This is a genomic window from Saccharopolyspora hirsuta (assembly GCF_008630535.1).
Lineage (GTDB): Bacteria > Actinomycetota > Actinomycetes > Mycobacteriales > Pseudonocardiaceae > Saccharopolyspora > Saccharopolyspora hirsuta.
In genome coordinates, this window is sequence record NZ_VWPH01000011.1 from 130,973 (window position 1) to 144,568 (window position 13,596).

At 71.9% G+C, this 13,596-nt stretch carries 15 protein-coding genes; 10 read left to right on the top strand and 5 right to left on the bottom strand.

The window, feature by feature from the left end; genetic code table 11:
* Window positions 1-416: 416 nt before the first annotated feature.
* The 4 genes from F1721_RS23610 to F1721_RS23620 all read left to right on the top strand — a co-directional run bounded on the left by F1721_RS23610 (window position 417) and on the right by F1721_RS23620 (window position 3,010).
* Window positions 417-707, top strand: a complete 291-nt coding sequence (locus F1721_RS23610) for a hypothetical protein (RefSeq protein ID WP_150068946.1) — start codon at window positions 417-419, stop codon at window positions 705-707.
* A gap of 74 nt (window positions 708-781) precedes the next feature.
* Window positions 782-1,096, top strand: a complete 315-nt coding sequence (locus tag F1721_RS23615) for a hypothetical protein (protein ID WP_195141514.1) — start codon at window positions 782-784, stop codon at window positions 1,094-1,096.
* Window positions 1,097-1,234: 138 nt separating this feature from the next.
* A complete protein-coding gene (locus F1721_RS35405; RefSeq protein ID WP_281288809.1) occupies window positions 1,235-1,366 on the top strand; it encodes a hypothetical protein in 132 nt (43 codons plus the stop codon).
* A 114-nt stretch (window positions 1,367-1,480) separates the two neighbouring features.
* Complete coding sequence (locus F1721_RS23620; protein WP_150068947.1) at window positions 1,481-3,010, top strand: purine-cytosine permease family protein; 1,530 nt, start codon at window positions 1,481-1,483, stop codon at window positions 3,008-3,010.
* Between the two features lie 9 nt (window positions 3,011-3,019).
* Here the strand turns inward: F1721_RS23620 and F1721_RS23625 are convergent, their stop codons facing one another.
* Entirely contained in the window at window positions 3,020-3,565 is a 546-nt protein-coding gene (locus tag F1721_RS23625) for a TetR/AcrR family transcriptional regulator (protein WP_150068948.1), read from the bottom strand.
* 91 nt (window positions 3,566-3,656) lie between these two features.
* Here F1721_RS23625 and F1721_RS23630 point away from each other — a divergent pair, with 91 nt between their 5' ends.
* Both F1721_RS23630 and F1721_RS23635 read left to right on the top strand, forming a co-directional pair.
* A complete protein-coding gene (locus tag F1721_RS23630; RefSeq protein ID WP_150068949.1) occupies window positions 3,657-5,150 on the top strand; it encodes an MFS transporter in 1,494 nt (497 codons plus the stop codon).
* Between the two features lie 125 nt (window positions 5,151-5,275).
* A complete protein-coding gene (locus F1721_RS23635) occupies window positions 5,276-5,770 on the top strand; it encodes a hypothetical protein (protein ID WP_150068950.1) in 495 nt (164 codons plus the stop codon).
* 59 nt (window positions 5,771-5,829) lie between these two features.
* On the opposite strand, the gene F1721_RS23640 is transcribed toward F1721_RS23635, so the two are convergent.
* Entirely contained in the window at window positions 5,830-6,462 is a 633-nt protein-coding gene (locus F1721_RS23640) for a TetR/AcrR family transcriptional regulator (RefSeq protein WP_150068951.1), read from the bottom strand.
* 153 nt (window positions 6,463-6,615) lie between these two features.
* Here F1721_RS23640 and abc-f point away from each other — a divergent pair, with 153 nt between their 5' ends.
* From abc-f to F1721_RS23655, 3 genes are all read left to right on the top strand, one after another.
* The gene (abc-f, locus tag F1721_RS23645; RefSeq protein ID WP_195141512.1) at window positions 6,616-8,223 is read left to right on the top strand and encodes a ribosomal protection-like ABC-F family protein; all 1,608 of its coding nucleotides are present in this window, start codon (window positions 6,616-6,618) and stop codon (window positions 8,221-8,223) included.
* Between the two features lie 64 nt (window positions 8,224-8,287).
* Window positions 8,288-8,893, top strand: coding sequence for a CatB-related O-acetyltransferase (locus tag F1721_RS23650; RefSeq protein WP_211840597.1), 606 nt, complete (start codon window positions 8,288-8,290; stop codon window positions 8,891-8,893).
* Window positions 8,894-9,124: 231 nt separating this feature from the next.
* The gene (locus F1721_RS23655; protein WP_211840590.1) at window positions 9,125-9,559 is read left to right on the top strand and encodes a hypothetical protein; all 435 of its coding nucleotides are present in this window, start codon (window positions 9,125-9,127) and stop codon (window positions 9,557-9,559) included.
* Window positions 9,560-9,603: 44 nt separating this feature from the next.
* Here F1721_RS23655 and F1721_RS23660 read toward each other — a convergent pair whose 3' ends face one another.
* A complete protein-coding gene (locus tag F1721_RS23660) occupies window positions 9,604-10,263 on the bottom strand; it encodes a TetR/AcrR family transcriptional regulator (RefSeq protein WP_150068954.1) in 660 nt (219 codons plus the stop codon).
* Between the two features lie 108 nt (window positions 10,264-10,371).
* On the opposite strand from F1721_RS23660, the gene F1721_RS23665 reads away from it, so the two are divergent.
* On the top strand, window positions 10,372-11,316 hold the full coding sequence (locus tag F1721_RS23665) for an SDR family oxidoreductase (RefSeq protein ID WP_150068955.1): 945 nt from the start codon (window positions 10,372-10,374) through the stop codon (window positions 11,314-11,316).
* Here the strand turns inward: F1721_RS23665 and F1721_RS23670 are convergent.
* Complete coding sequence (locus F1721_RS23670; RefSeq protein WP_150068956.1) at window positions 11,229-12,689, bottom strand: MFS transporter; 1,461 nt, start codon at window positions 12,687-12,689, stop codon at window positions 11,229-11,231. The two genes, F1721_RS23665 and F1721_RS23670, sit on opposite strands and share 88 nt — an antisense overlap.
* A complete protein-coding gene (locus F1721_RS23675; protein ID WP_150068957.1) occupies window positions 12,686-13,558 on the bottom strand; it encodes an alpha/beta hydrolase in 873 nt (290 codons plus the stop codon). The genes F1721_RS23670 and F1721_RS23675 overlap by 4 nt, the downstream gene beginning before the upstream one ends.
* Window positions 13,559-13,596: the final 38 nt, after the last annotated feature.

Below are 13,596 nucleotides of genomic sequence, written 5' to 3' on the forward strand. Positions count from 1 at the left end.
TGGTATCCGAGGCGGTGCCGTCGGGGGACGGGGGTGCGGACCACCCGAACCGGTGGTGGCGGCGCGGCGGACCGGGGCGTGGCCGGTGCGCGCCGAATTCCGGTCGGCGGATTCGGTTCTTTTTCCGGGCGAGCGTTTTTCTCCACAATTCGCGGTAGTGCGTCTAACTGTCGCGGTGCTGCTGGTTAATCGCGTGCGAACGCGGTGACCAGGCATTTTCCGCCGACTTGCAGATGTTTGTGGTTTTCGGACTGCGGCGGTTCTCGGGCACATCTACCCTCCGACCTGATGCCAACGAATCTGGGGCGTTGGATGGGGGATCTGGGTTTGGTGACCTTGTTCGGCATCGATCTCCACCATGCATTCCGAGCCCGTTCGAACAGGGGAGGGCGAAAGTGTTCGATGAATCTGGACCGGTGAGCTTCGAAGAGCTGGGCGACGAGCGCCTCGAGTTCCTGCCGCCGCGCACGGTCATGTCGACGCTGTTCCAGGCCGGTGGCTGGGACGGCGTCGTGATCAACGGCGGTTCCGGCGGCACCGGCGGGGGCACCGGTGGCGGCACCGGCGGCGGTGACGGCGGCGACGGCGGCGACGGCAACCTGGGCGGCCACGGCGGCGATGGTGGCTTCGGCGGCTTCGGCATCGGTGGGCCGGGCATCGGCGGTCCGGGCATCGGTGGCGATGGCGGGCCGTTCATCGGCTGGTGATCTGCCTCGAACTGCACCTCCTTGGGTACGCCTGAGTGGTCCGCTGCAAGCGCGCTGATGCAGAGGAGGAGCAGATGTTCGAGAGGAGACGGCTGCTGGGGGCCGCGGAGCTCGATGAGCAGCGGCTCGAATTCCTGCCGGACCGCACGGCCATGACGACGCTGCCGCTGCACGGCGGCTTGAGCGGCGTCGTGGTCGAGGGTGCCGACGGCGGTGACGGTGGTGGCACCGGTGGCGGCACCGGCGGCGGTGACGGCGGGGACGGCGGCGAGGGTTCCACCAGCGGTGGCTACGGTGGCACCGGTGGTGATGGCGGATCCGGTGTCGGCGGTGCCGGTGTCGGCGGGTCCGGTACCGGCGGGGACGGCGGGCCCACCATTCGCCCGTGACCCGTCCTGAGGTCGACGCGGCGTTGTCGGCGGAGATCGTTCTGGGGCCAGGGCTTCTGCGACACGGGCAACGCGAGCGAGAACGGCCTGTTCGGGCGATCCGCGCCCGGACAGGCCGTTCTCCGCGTTCAGACCACTGTGGATGGTGATCCCGCGCGCCGCGACGTCGAGGTGGAGGTGCTCGTCGACTGCACACCGGCTGAGGTCGAGCCGGCTCGGGCGTTCGTCCGCGACGTCCTGGGCGCCGGAGGTCTGCTCGTCGAGCGGTGAGTTGTGCGTTCGTCCAACGGGCGCAGCGGGCGTTGGAGCTTCGGCCGATTCCGCGCCGGGGCCGGGTGGCGCAGTCTTTGCTGATCACTGCACGTGGTCGGGAAGGACGGGCCGATGGGCGAGACGCCGGCGTTCAAGCGGGTGGAGACCAACGGTGTCGAGCGGATCCCCGACGCCGAGCGCACGGCGCGGCCGGTCGACCTGTTCCGGTTGAGCTTCGGCGGTGCGAACACCTTCTCCACGGCGGTGCTCGGCGCGTTCCCGATCCTGTTCGGGCTGTCGTTCTGGCAGGGCCTCGCCGCCACCGCGCTCGGCCTGGTGGCCGGGGCGCTCGTGCTGTGCCCGATGGCGGTGTTCGGGACGGTGAACGGCACCAACAACGCGGTGTCGTCCTCGGCGCACCTCGGCGTGCACGGGCGGGTCGTCGGCTCCTTCCTGTCCCTGCTGACCGCGGTCACGTTCTTCGCGATCTCGGTGTGGAGCTCGGGGGACGCGCTGGTCGGGACCGCGGCGCGCGTGCTGGCCGTGCCGGAGGCACCGGCGTCCTTCGCCGTCGCCTACGCGATCTTCGCCGTGCTGGTGCTGGTCGTGTGCATCTACGGGTTCCGGATCATGCTGTGGGTCAACAAGATCGCGGTGGTCGCCGCGACCGCGCTGTTCGTGCTCGGCGCGGTCGCCTTCGGCGGTGGTTTCGACCCGTCCTACCCCGGGACGCTGCCCGCATCGGACGCGCCGCTGTTCTGGTCGTCGTTCATCGGCGCGGCGCTGATCGTGCTGGCCAACCCGATGTCCTTCGGCGCGTTCCTGGGGGACTGGTCGCGCTACATCCCGTCGACCACCCCGCGCGGCCGGGTGGTGGCCGCGGCGCTGCTCGCGCAGCTGGCCACCATCGTCCCGTTCGGGTTCGGGCTGGTCACGGCCACGGTGATCGCAGGGGCCGCACCGGAGTACCTGGCCGCGGAAGCCCCGAACTACGTCGGCGGGCTGCTCGCGGTGTCGCCGGGCTGGTACTTCGGACCGCTGTGCCTGATCGCGCTCATCGGCGGGTTGTCCACCGGCACCACCGCGCTGTACGGCACCGGCCTGGACTTCTCCAGCGTGTTCCCCCGGTTCTCCCGGGTGCGGGCGACGGTGCTGGTGGGCGTGCTGGCCATCGCGCTGATCTTCGTCGGCCGGTTCGGCTTCAACCTGGTGCAGAGCATCTCCACCTTCGCCGCGCTGATCGTGACCTGCACCGGGCCGTGGATGGTCGTGATGATCCTCGGCTACCTGACCCGGCGGGGCTGGTACGACCCGGACGCGCTGCAGGTGTTCAACCGGCGCCAGCGGGGCGGGCGCTACTGGTTCGACCGCGGCTGGAACTGGCGCGGCATGGCCGCGTGGCTGGTGTCGGCCGGTGTCGCGCTGCTGTTCGTCAACATCCCCGGCCAGCTGGTCGGACCGCTGGGCGACCTGGCGGGCGGGGTGGACGTCAGCCTGCCGCTGTCCCTGGTGCTCGCGGCGGTCGGCTACCTCGGCCTGCTCCGGGCGTTCCCCGAGCCCCGCGGCGTGTTCGGCCCGGACGGGCCGCGCTGGGTGCCCTGCGCCGACACCCCGGTCCCGCCGATCACGTCGGACTCCGAACCGGCACCGGCGGCCCGCTGACCCCGGTGGTCAGCCCCGGGCCTCGGCGACCTGGGCGAGCAGCCGGTCGAAGACCTGCTTGAGCAGGTCCGGGTCCGGGCTGGGCAGACCGGACAGCGCGCTCAGGTACAGGCCGTCGCCGACCAGGCGCACGATCTCGGCCAGCACCGGGTCGCCGATGTAGTCGGTGAGCAGCTCCGACCAGCGGTTGAACACCCGGGCCAGCACCTCGGTGCCCGCCTCGCTCAGGCCCTCGGCGCTGCGCAGCGCCGCGATGACCGACCAGTAGAGGGCCATCTCCTCCTCGCTGCTGGGCAGCGAGGTCTCCAGGAAGTACCGGACGACGTCGACGCCCTTCTCGGTGGCCTGCGCGAACTCCGCCTCGGCCTCGTCGTCCAGCCGCAGCGTGAGGCCCTGCAGCATGGCCTGCTTGGAGCGGAAGTGGTAGAGCAGGCCGCCCTTGGACACGCCCGCCTCGGCGGCGACGGACTCCAGGGTGACGGCCGCGGTCCCCTTGGTGATCAGGATCCGCTGCAGCGCGTCGAGGATGCGTTCTCGGGTGTCGGAAGCTGCCACGGTTTGAACTATACCGTCCGGACGGTTACTATACCGTCTGGACGGATTCTGTACCGTCTGGACGGTACAGATCGAACAAGGCCGTGTAGAGATGACCAACCTGAATTCGCCCCGTACTTCCCGCGGGCAGTGGGCCGCGCTCGGCGCGCTGCTGCTCCCCGTTCTGCTGATCTCCGTCGACAACACCGTGCTGAGCTTCGCGGTGCCGCACATCAGCGAGGAGCTGCGCCCGACCGGCGGCCAGCTGCTGTGGATCGTCGACATCTACTCGCTGATGCTCGCCGGACTGCTGGTCACGATGGGCACCCTCGGCGACCGGATCGGTCGCCGCCGCCTGCTGCTGATCGGCGCGACCGGCTTCGGCCTGGCGTCGGCGCTGGCGGCGTTCGCGCCCACCCCCGAGCTGCTCATCGCCGCGCGTGCGCTGCTCGGCGTGGCCGGGGCGACGCTGATGCCCTCGACGCTGTCGCTGATCCGCAACATCTTCACCGACCCGCGCGCCCGGACCACCGCGATCGCCGCCTGGACGGCGACCTTCGCCGGTGGCGCCGCGTTCGGCCCGCTGCTGGGCGGCCTGCTGCTGGAGCACTTCTGGTGGGGGTCGGTGTTCCTGATCAACCTGCCGGTGATGGTGCTGCTGCTGATCGTCGGCCCGCTGGTGATCCCGGAATCGCGCAACCCGCAGCCGGGCCGGTACGACCTGCCCAGCGCCGGGCTCTCGCTGCTGGCCATGCTGGCGCTGGTCCTCGGCGTCAAGGAGTTCGCGGGCGGCGGGTCGCTGGCGCTGCCCGCGGTGGCGGTCGCGCTGGTGGCGGGTTACGCGTTCGTGCGCAGGCAGCGCCGGTTGGACGACCCGATGCTGGACCTGGGCCTGTTCGCCAAGCCGCGGTTCAGCGTCGCGGTGGCCAGCAACCTGCTGGCGGTGTTCGTGATGGTAGGCGGGCTGTTCTTCATGACCCAGTACCTGCAGCTGGTGCTGGGGATGACCCCGCTGCGCGCGGGGTTGGCGCTGCTGCCGGGCATCGCGCTGTCGGTGGTCGGGTCGCTGGTCGCGGTCCGGCTGATCCGCCGGGTGCGGTTGGCCGAGCTGCTGGGCGCGGCGATGCTCGCGACCGCGCTGGGCTACCTGCTGATGGTGCTGCTGCCGCCGCAGGACGGCGCCTGGCTGGTGGTGGTGGCGTTCATGGTCGTCGGCATCGGCGCGGGCATCACCGAGACCGCCACCAACGACACGATCATGAACACGGTGGCCCCGGAGAACGCGGGCGCGGCGTCGGCGATCTCGGAGACCGGCTACGAGCTGGGCGCGGCGCTGGGCACTGCGGTGCTCGGCAGCGTGGTGACGGCGGCCTACCGCGGCCGCGTCGACGTGACCGGCATGCCGGAGTCCATCGTGGACGCAGCCCGCGACACCCTGGGCGGCGCGCTGTCGGTGGCGGGTGAGCTGCCGGTGGAGCAGGCGGCGGCGCTCCGCGACTCGGCGGCGCACGCCTTCACCTTCGGCGTGCACGTGACGAGCGTGGTCGGCGCGGTGATCCTCGCCTTCGCGGCCTTCCAGGCCTGGTGGGTGCTCTCCCGCCGCTGACCCCGGAGGGGCGGCGGTTTCGCGCGAAACCGCCGCCCCGCGCCGCGTGCGCGAAGCCGGTTTCGCGCGAAATCGCCCCCGCTATGCTGGCGGCCTTCCACGGAGCGCGCGAACGGGGTGGTGCGGTGAAGTGGCGTTCGGACGAGGTGGAGTCCTCCTACCCGAGGCTGGTCTTCGCCGGTGCGGTGGCGGCTTTCGCGATCGCCGCTGTCGGGGTCTTCGCGCTGTTCCTCGGCAGCGAGCTGTCAGGCGGGTTCGAGGCCGCGAGGTCGGGAGCAGCTGAGGCTGGCGCCATGACGCTGATCTCGATGCCGTTCATCGCCTGCGCGGTGCTGTTCCTGGGGCTTCCGCTGGGGCTGGTCGTCGAGAAGATCTGCCGTCGGATGGACGTGCGCCACTCGGGCACGCTCCTCGCGTTCGGTGCGCTCGGCGTCGTCACCGGGCTGATCGTGATGCGCCTGCTGGATTCGAACGTCCTGATCGTGCTGCCCGCCATCGCCGCCGCGCTGCTCGGTCGCGCCGCGGCCGACTGGCTGGCGAGTCGCCGCTTCTACCTCGGTGGCCTGTTCTCGCTCTGCGCAGGAGGGCTCGCCACGTCGCTCATCTGGTTCGCGATCTGATCGCCGCGACCAGACGTTCCACTGTGGACTCTGCGAGAACCGGCGCCCTTGGGAACGTGCTACTCGCCTTCGACGTCCCCTGAGTCCTGCGGCCGGTCGAAAGCACCGGCGGACGCGGCCAGCGCGGCGGTTTCGGCCGCGTGCTCGGGAAGTCGCGGATCGGGTGGCGTGCCGAGCAGCACCAGCTGGTGGTAGAGCGGCGCGGTGGCGGCGACCAGCAGGGCGCGTGCGTCGATCCCGGGCGGGAGCTCGCCGCGCTGGATCGCGCGCTCGACGACGACCTCGCAGCGCTCGTAGCGGTCGTCCCACAGCCGTCGCAGGGCGCGGGCGGCCTCGTCGGAGCGGAACGAGGCGGCGATCAGGGCCGTCGCGATCGACGGGCGTTCGGTCAGGGACGTCTGGATCTCGCGGTTCAGCGCGGCGAGGTCGCCGCGCAGGGAGCCGGTGTCGGTGGGCTGCCAGTCGTCGTCGCTGGTGGAGTCGAGGAGGTCGGTGAGCAGACCGCCGACGTCGCGCCAGCGGCGGTACACCGTGGTGCGGTGCACGCCGGAGCGGGCCGCGACGGAGTCGACGGTGAGGGCGTCGTAGCCGTTCTCGGCCAGCTCCGCGCTGACCGCGGCGAGCACCTGGGTGCGGATGCGGGCGGTGCGGCCGCCTGGTCGGGGGCGGCCCGGGGGAGGTGCAGAACTCATCTTCGGCGGTCCAGTTGCTCGTCGGGGCGTGGTGTGGTTATCTTAATGCAACTGTTGTCGCACTAGTGAGGTCGCCGATGCTCTTCCGAAGCGTTCGTCCCGCCCTGCGGTCCCCGCTGACCGCCTCGCCCTCGAATGCTTCGGAGCACATGCATGCCAACGCAGATCACCGCGCTCGCGGTCAGCAAGTCCTTCCACGGCAAGCGCGTCCTCGACGCGGTCACCTGCTCGCTCGCCGCGGGTGAGCGCACCGGGATCGTCGGCGAGAACGGGTCCGGGAAGTCCACCCTGCTGCGCCTGTTCGCCGGGCGCGAGCAGCCCGACCGGGGAGAGATCATCGTCCGCGCCGACGGCGGCGTCGGCTACCTCGCGCAGGACGAGCGGCTGCCGCCGCGGCTGACGGTCCAGCACGTCATCGACCGCGCGCTGGGCGACCTGCGCGCCATCGAGCAGCGGATGCGCGACCTGGAGGCCGCGATGGCCGACGGCGACGAATCCGGGATGGCAGAGTACGGCGAGCTGACCACGGTCTTCGAACTGCGCGGCGGTTACGACGCCGACGCCCGGGTGGAGCGCGCGCTGCGCGGTCTGGGGCTCGGGCTGGTGGACCGCGATCGCGCCGTCGGCGGGCTGTCCGGCGGCGAGCAGGTCCGGCTGCGCATGGCCGCCGTGCTGGCGGCCAGCCCCGAGGTCCTGCTGCTGGACGAACCGACCAACCACCTCGACGACGACGCCCTGACCTGGCTGGAGGACCACCTGCGTGCCCGGCGCGGCACCACGATCGCGGTCTGCCACGACCGCGCCTTCCTGGAACGGGTCGCGACCAGCCTGCTGGAGGTCGACCTGGACCGGCACCGCGTCGTCCGCTACGGCAACGGCTACGCGGGGTTCCGCGCGGAGAAGGCGGCGGCGCGGCAGCGGTGGGTCCAGGCCCACGCGGAGTGGCGGGCCGAAACCGACCGGCTCCGCGAGGTCGCGGCCACCACCGCCCGCGACGTCGCCCCGGGCCGGGCGATGCGGGACAACAACAAGATGGCCTACGACCGGGCGGGCGGACGGGTGCAGCGGTCGCTGGCCAGCCGCGTCCGCAACGCCGAGGAACGCCTGCGCCGCCTGCTCGCGGACCCGGTGCCACCACCGCCGGAACCGCTGCGCTTCGCGGCAACCCCACCGGCCGGTCGTGTGCAGGGCACCGTTCTCGACGCCGAGGACGTCGCCGTCGCGGGTCGGCTGGAGCGGACGAGCATCGCGGTCGCCGCGGGTGACCGCCTGCTGATCACCGGCCCGAACGGAGCGGGCAAGACCACGCTCCTGCGCGTGCTGGCCGGGGAGCTCGCCGCGGACAGCGGCACGGTGACCCGCCGCGGCAGGATCGGTTACCTCGCGCAGGAACCGGGCCCGGCCGTGCCGGGGGAGACGCTGCTGGCGGCCTTCGCCCGCGGGCGTCCCGGGCAGACCGCCGAGCACGCCGAACGGCTGCTGTCCCTGGGGCTGTTCACCAGCGCCCAGTTCACGACGCGCGTGGAGAACCTCTCCACCGGGCAGCGGCAGCGGCTCGCGCTGGCGCGGCTGGTCACCGAGCCGTCGGACGTGCTGCTGCTCGACGAACCCACCAACCACCTGTCTCCCGACCTCGTCGAGGAGCTGGAAACCGCCCTGGCCGACTACCGCGGCGCCCTCGTGGTCGTCAGCCACGACCGCCAGCTGCGCCAGCGCTGGCGAGGCGGGCACCACGCGCTGCGGGCGCTGGTGTCCGCCTGACGAAACCCCTGGAGGAGTTCCACCCGTGCCCAACGTCCCCGCCGACCCGACCGTGCTGCACCCGATGCCCGACCAGCCGCGCGTGGTGCTGCTGAAGCCCCTCGTCACGTCCCCGCTGATCGAGGTCGGGGAGTTCTCCTACTACGACGACCCGGACGACCCGACCGCGTTCGAGACCCGGAACGTGCTCTACCACTACGGACCGGAGAAGCTGATCATCGGCAAGTTCTGCGCGCTGGCCACCGGGGTGCGGTTCATCATGAACGGCGCCAACCACCGGGCGGACGGCCCCTCGACCTTCCCGTTCCCCACCATGGGCGGCTCGTGGTCGGACCACTTCGACCTGCTCACCGACCTCCCGAACCGGGGGGACACGGTGGTGGGCAACGACGTCTGGATCGGCCGGGACGCCACGATCCTGCCCGGCGTCCGCATCGGCCACCGCGCGATCATCGCCACCGGCGCGGTGGTCACCTCCGACGTGCCGGACTACGGAATCGTCGGGGGAAACCCGGCCCGCCTGATCCGAACCCGTCACGACGACGCGGAAATCGCCCGCCTGCTCGAGATCGCCTGGTGGGACTGGCCGCTGGACCACATCACCGACCACGTCCGCACGATCATGTCCGGCACCATCGCCGACCTGGAGGCGGCGGCACCGGAGAGCTGACCTCCGGTCGGCCGAGGAGCATCGGCGGCGGACTCGATGTGCGTTCGCCGCCGATGTTCTCGTACGCAGATCTGCGTACGCCAGATGTCGCGTTCGCGCCGACGACACCGGGAGTTCCGCATCGCACGATCTCCAGCAGCTGATCCGCAATCGCTGGAGACCTCGTGCAGACGACGAGTGGGCCGTTCGCGCCGGAGAAGCCACGCCGCAGGCGCCGGTGCGCGACGCGCGGTGCTGTACAGACGCCTGCGCGCGCTGGGCATCACCGCCCCGGGCTCGGCGATCACCCTGGTCGGCGGGGTGCTGGCCGCTGGCCAACTGGCGATGAGCGCAATGCTCGCCTGGGCCGGGGGCCGCCTGCCAGCGGACGCCAGCCCCGCGTTGGCCCGCGCCCTGGCAGACCTGTCGTTCCTGTCCGGCGGCCCCGGCTACGCGGTGGCGTTCGCCTTGCTGATCGCCGGAACCTCCGTGACGAGCCTGCTCGCCGGGCTGCTCCCCCGCGCGGTGACCTGGACCGGCCTCGTGCTCGCCGCCGCCGGGATGATCTCCACGCTCACCCTCCTGGCTCCGGCCTTCGGCTACCTCCTCCCGGTCGTCCGCTTCGGCGGCCTCATCTGGTTGGTCCTCGCCGCGGCCCTGCTCCCGCGCACCCGCGCGCGCCGATGATCCGGAGGCCCGCACCGCGGTGCCGAACGCGCAGATCGTCCGGGCTAGCGCGGGTTTCGGCTGAGCAGCCGGTCCGCGATCAGGTCGGCGAGTTCGCGCGCGGTGCGGGCCTGGCTCTCCCCGGTGACCGGCCGGGGGCGGCCGAGCCGGTGCGCGAGCGGCAGTTGCACCAGGGCTGCGACCGGGCTGATCACGGCGAAGAAGAGGACGTCCACGGGCACGGTGGGCATGCGGCCCGCCGCCATGAGCCGTTCGACGGCGGGCACCAGCGGTTCCAGCGTCGGCCCGACGTAGTTCTCGTACAGGTAGTCCAGGCGCTCGGACTCGCGGCTGAACTCGTCGGCCAGCACGCGGCCGAGCAGCGGCGCCGCGACGGCAGCCTGGTAGAAGTGGGTGATCACGGCGCGAACCCGCTCGGCGTCGTCGAGGTCGGCTTCGAGCAGCTGCTGACGTTCCCGCTGGTCGCTTTCGAGCGCTGAATCCACCACGGCTCGCCAGAAGTTGGCCTTGGACCCGTAGCGGTCGTTGATGAAGTTGTGGCTGACGCCGAGGCGCTTTGCGAGCTCCCGCGCCGAGGTCCGGTCGTAGCCGAGCTCGGCGAAAGCCTCCATGCCCCGCCGGAGGACCTCCTTCTCGGAGGGCGCCGGACGCGCGCCCGCCCGAGGACGCCCCGGTCCGCGCACCACCGACTCCTCTGCCGCCATGCGTTCATTCTCCCCACGACTCCGACGTGTCCCGGCCTGGGGTCTTGACGCCTGTCAGAATACGCTTAATCTGACAAGTGTCAGAATCCGAGCGGGAGGCAGCAGCGCATGGCGAGGACCGCGACGGACATCCCGGTTCCCGATCTCACCGGCAAGCTCGCGGTGGTCACCGGGGCGAGCGACGGTGTCGGCCTGGGGCTGGCGACCCGGCTCGCCGCGGCGGGCGCGGAGGTCGTCATGCCGGTCCGCAACCCGCGCAAGGGCGAGGCTGCGCTCGCGAAGATCCGCCAGCAGCACCCGGACGCCGACATCTCGTTGCGCGAACTGGATCTGTCCTCATTGGAATCGGTCGCCGCGCTGGCGGACCAGCTCACCGACGAGGGCCGCCCGATCCACGTCCTGGTCAACAACGCCGGGGTGATGACGCCGCCCGACCGGCAGACCACGAAGGACGGTTTCGAGCTGCAGCTCGGCACCAACCACCTCGGCCACTTCGCCCTGGTGGCCCGCCTGCTCCCGCTCCTGCGCGCAGGAAGGGCCCGCGTCACCTCGCAGATCAGCGTCGCGGCGAACCGGCACTCCATCAACTGGAACGACCTCCAGTGGGAGCGGGCCTACAGCGGCAACCGCGCCTACAGCCAGTCGAAGATCGCCCTCGGCCTCTTCGGCCTCGAACTGGACCGCCGCAGCCGCGCCGCGAGCTGGGGGATCACGAGCAACCTCGCCCATCCCGGCGTGACCCCCACGAACCTCCTCGCGGCACGCCCGGAAGTGGGCCGCAGCCGGGACACGACAACGGTGCGCCTCATCCGAGCCCTGGCAGCCCGCGGCATCCTGTTCGGCGAGGTGGAGTCGGCGCTGCTGCCCGCACTCCACGCCGCAACCTCCCCCAGCGCCGGAGGAGGCCGCCTCTACGGCCCCGACGGCTTCCGCCACTTCTCCGGCCCACCGGCAGAGCAGAAGCTCTACCCGCGCCTCCGCAGCCCGGAAGACGCCCGTCGGATCTGGACCCTCTCCGAAGACCTGACCGGGGCCAGCTTCCCATCGGCATGACCCTGGGGCCGCGGTCCCTGGCGGGCCAGACCGATGGCGCAGGCGGCGGCGAGGGCGAACGCTACGGCCTCGTAGGTCATCCCGTGCCACAACGAGCCTGAGGTGCTCGGGGCGGATGCCGCGTAGACGAGGCCCGCGAGCGTGACGCCCAGCGTTCCGCCCAGCTGCTGGGCGGTCGGGAGCAGGCCGGAGACCGAGCTGGCGGCCTCGGGTCGGACCCTGCCGATGACCTGGGTGAACGCGGATGCGGTGAACAGCCCGAACCCGGCGCCGCCGAGGGCGAGCGCGAGCCAGTACAGCCACAGCAGGTCGAGGCTCACCGGGACGGCGAACGACACGAGTGCCAGGGTGAGCGAGGAGGCGGCGAGCGCCCCGGGGCCCTCACGTCCGCCCAGCCTGTTCGCGATCCCGCTGCCAGCCAGCGCGCCGAGGGCGTACGGGGTGACGCCGAGCCCGGCCTGCAGGGGGCTCCAGCCCTCCGCGCCCTGCAGGTGCATCGACAGCAGGAGCGTGAACGACGGCACGCCCGCGTTGAAGACCAGGACGGTGCCGAGCCCCCACCTCGTCGCCGGATCGGCCATTGTGGACGGATGCACCAGGGGATCGGCCACTCTCCGCTGGGAGACCGCGAAACCGGCGAGGAGGACCACGGCCAGCGCGAGGCTCACCCAGGTCCACCACGGCCAGCCCGTCTCCCGCCCCATCGTCAGGGGGAGGATCAGCAGCGCGGAGCCCAGCAGGCTCAGGACCGACCCCACCGGATCGAGCCGCGCCGGGCGCTGTTCGGTGCGGACGGACGGCAACGCGGGGGAGAGGGCGAGGGCCACGAGCCCGATAGGCACCGTCAGCAGCATGGCCGCTCGCCAACCCAGCCCCAGCGGGTCGAGCTGGATCAGCACACCGCCGAGCACCGGGCCCGCGAGCGAGGCCGCCGCCATCGTCGCGCCGAAGGCGCTCAGCGCGGCGGGCCTGCGGTGCGCGGGCACCGCGGACTGGATGATCGACAGGATCTGCGGTGCCATGAGCCCGCTGCCGAAGCCCTGCGCCAAGCGGAAGGCGATCAGCACCCACGCCCCGGGCGCCGCTGCCGCACCGAGGGAACTCGCGGTGAACAGCGCCAGCCCGGCGACGAACATCCGCCGGTACCCGTACCGGTCGCCCAACCGCGCCGACACGATCAGCGAACAGGCGTAGGTGAGGGTGTACCCGGCGAGGACCAGCTGGCTCTCGCCTGCACCGGCGCCGAGATCCCGCCGGACGTCGACGACACCCACTTGCAGGACCGTCACGCTGAACAGCTGGACGAACGTGCCGGACAGGATGATCGGCAGGATGAGCCGCCGCCTCAGCGACGGCGAGCGCAGCAGGATCATCGGACTGCCGTGCCCTGCAGGGCGATGGTCGCGAGCAGTGTCGCGAGCTCCGCCGGGCGGACCACGAACGGCGAGTGGCCGCCGGGCAGGGACCGCACCTGGAACGGGTTGTCCGGAGTGACCTGGTCCGCCTCGGAGATCATCAAGCCCTGGGTCGCGGGCGGCAGGGCGAGGTCGTCGGTCAACCTGACGTAGGTGCGCGGCAGACGCCCCCAGCGCCCCGGCGTGACCTCCACCGGTGCGGTGAAGCTGGCGAACGCGTGGTCCGGGTGGAGGAAGTGGCGCCACGAGTCCGGGGAGCCCTCGGGGAGGTCGTCGAGGAAGGCCCGGCGGATCACGTCGATGGCGGCCGGATCCGGCGACAGCGGGTTGATCCGGAACGCGCCGAGCTGCGCCGGGTCGGCCACCGGCGGGATCTGGACGGCACCGGCGTTCTCCTCGGCGTTGATGTAGTCGGCGAACCGGGGCCTGCCCGCGGCGACGAACGCGGAGAGGTACACCAGCCGGTCGACGAGCTCGGGGGCCTGCTCCGCGGCGGCCGACACCGGCGCCCCACCGGCGCTGTGCGCGACGAGGACCACGTTCCGGTACCGCGAGCGCGCGGTGACCAGCGCATCGATCACCACGTCCGTGATGTCCCGCATCGTGATGTCGTGCAGCGCCGACCTCTCGGTGGCGAACCCGGGCTGGCCGGGCTCGAAGTACCCGGCCGGGACCGGGGCGCCGAGCCCGGCTCCCGGGAGGTCGATGGCCACGGAAGCGACGCCGTGACGGGCGAGGAGACGCTGGGTCGAGGCCCAGTGCAGCGCGGAGTGCCAGGCGCCGTGCACCAGCAGGACGACGGTCTCGGCCGAGGACGGACGGTTCACGGGAACCCCTTCGAAGTCTGATCGCAGGACTCGACCAG

Bases quoted from the DNA above. Each gene is read 5' to 3' on its own strand.
- F1721_RS23615 (WP_195141514.1), top strand. From the start codon at position 782: ATGTTCGAGAGGAGACGGCTGCTGGGGGCCGCGGAGCTCGATGAGCAG.
- F1721_RS23620 (WP_150068947.1), top strand. From the start codon at position 1,481: ATGGGCGAGACGCCGGCGTTCAAGCGGGTGGAGACCAACGGTGTCGAG.
- F1721_RS23630 (WP_150068949.1), top strand. From the start codon at position 3,657: ATGACCAACCTGAATTCGCCCCGTACTTCCCGCGGGCAGTGGGCCGCG.
- F1721_RS23640 (WP_150068951.1), bottom strand. From the start codon at position 6,462: ATGAGTTCTGCACCTCCCCCGGGCCGCCCCCGACCAGGCGGCCGCACC.
- abc-f (WP_195141512.1), top strand. From the start codon at position 6,616: ATGCCAACGCAGATCACCGCGCTCGCGGTCAGCAAGTCCTTCCACGGC.
- F1721_RS23650 (WP_211840597.1), top strand. From the start codon at position 8,288: ATGCCCGACCAGCCGCGCGTGGTGCTGCTGAAGCCCCTCGTCACGTCC.
- F1721_RS23660 (WP_150068954.1), bottom strand. From the start codon at position 10,263: ATGGCGGCAGAGGAGTCGGTGGTGCGCGGACCGGGGCGTCCTCGGGCG.
- F1721_RS23665 (WP_150068955.1), top strand. From the start codon at position 10,372: ATGGCGAGGACCGCGACGGACATCCCGGTTCCCGATCTCACCGGCAAG.
- F1721_RS23670 (WP_150068956.1), bottom strand. From the start codon at position 12,689: ATGATCCTGCTGCGCTCGCCGTCGCTGAGGCGGCGGCTCATCCTGCCG.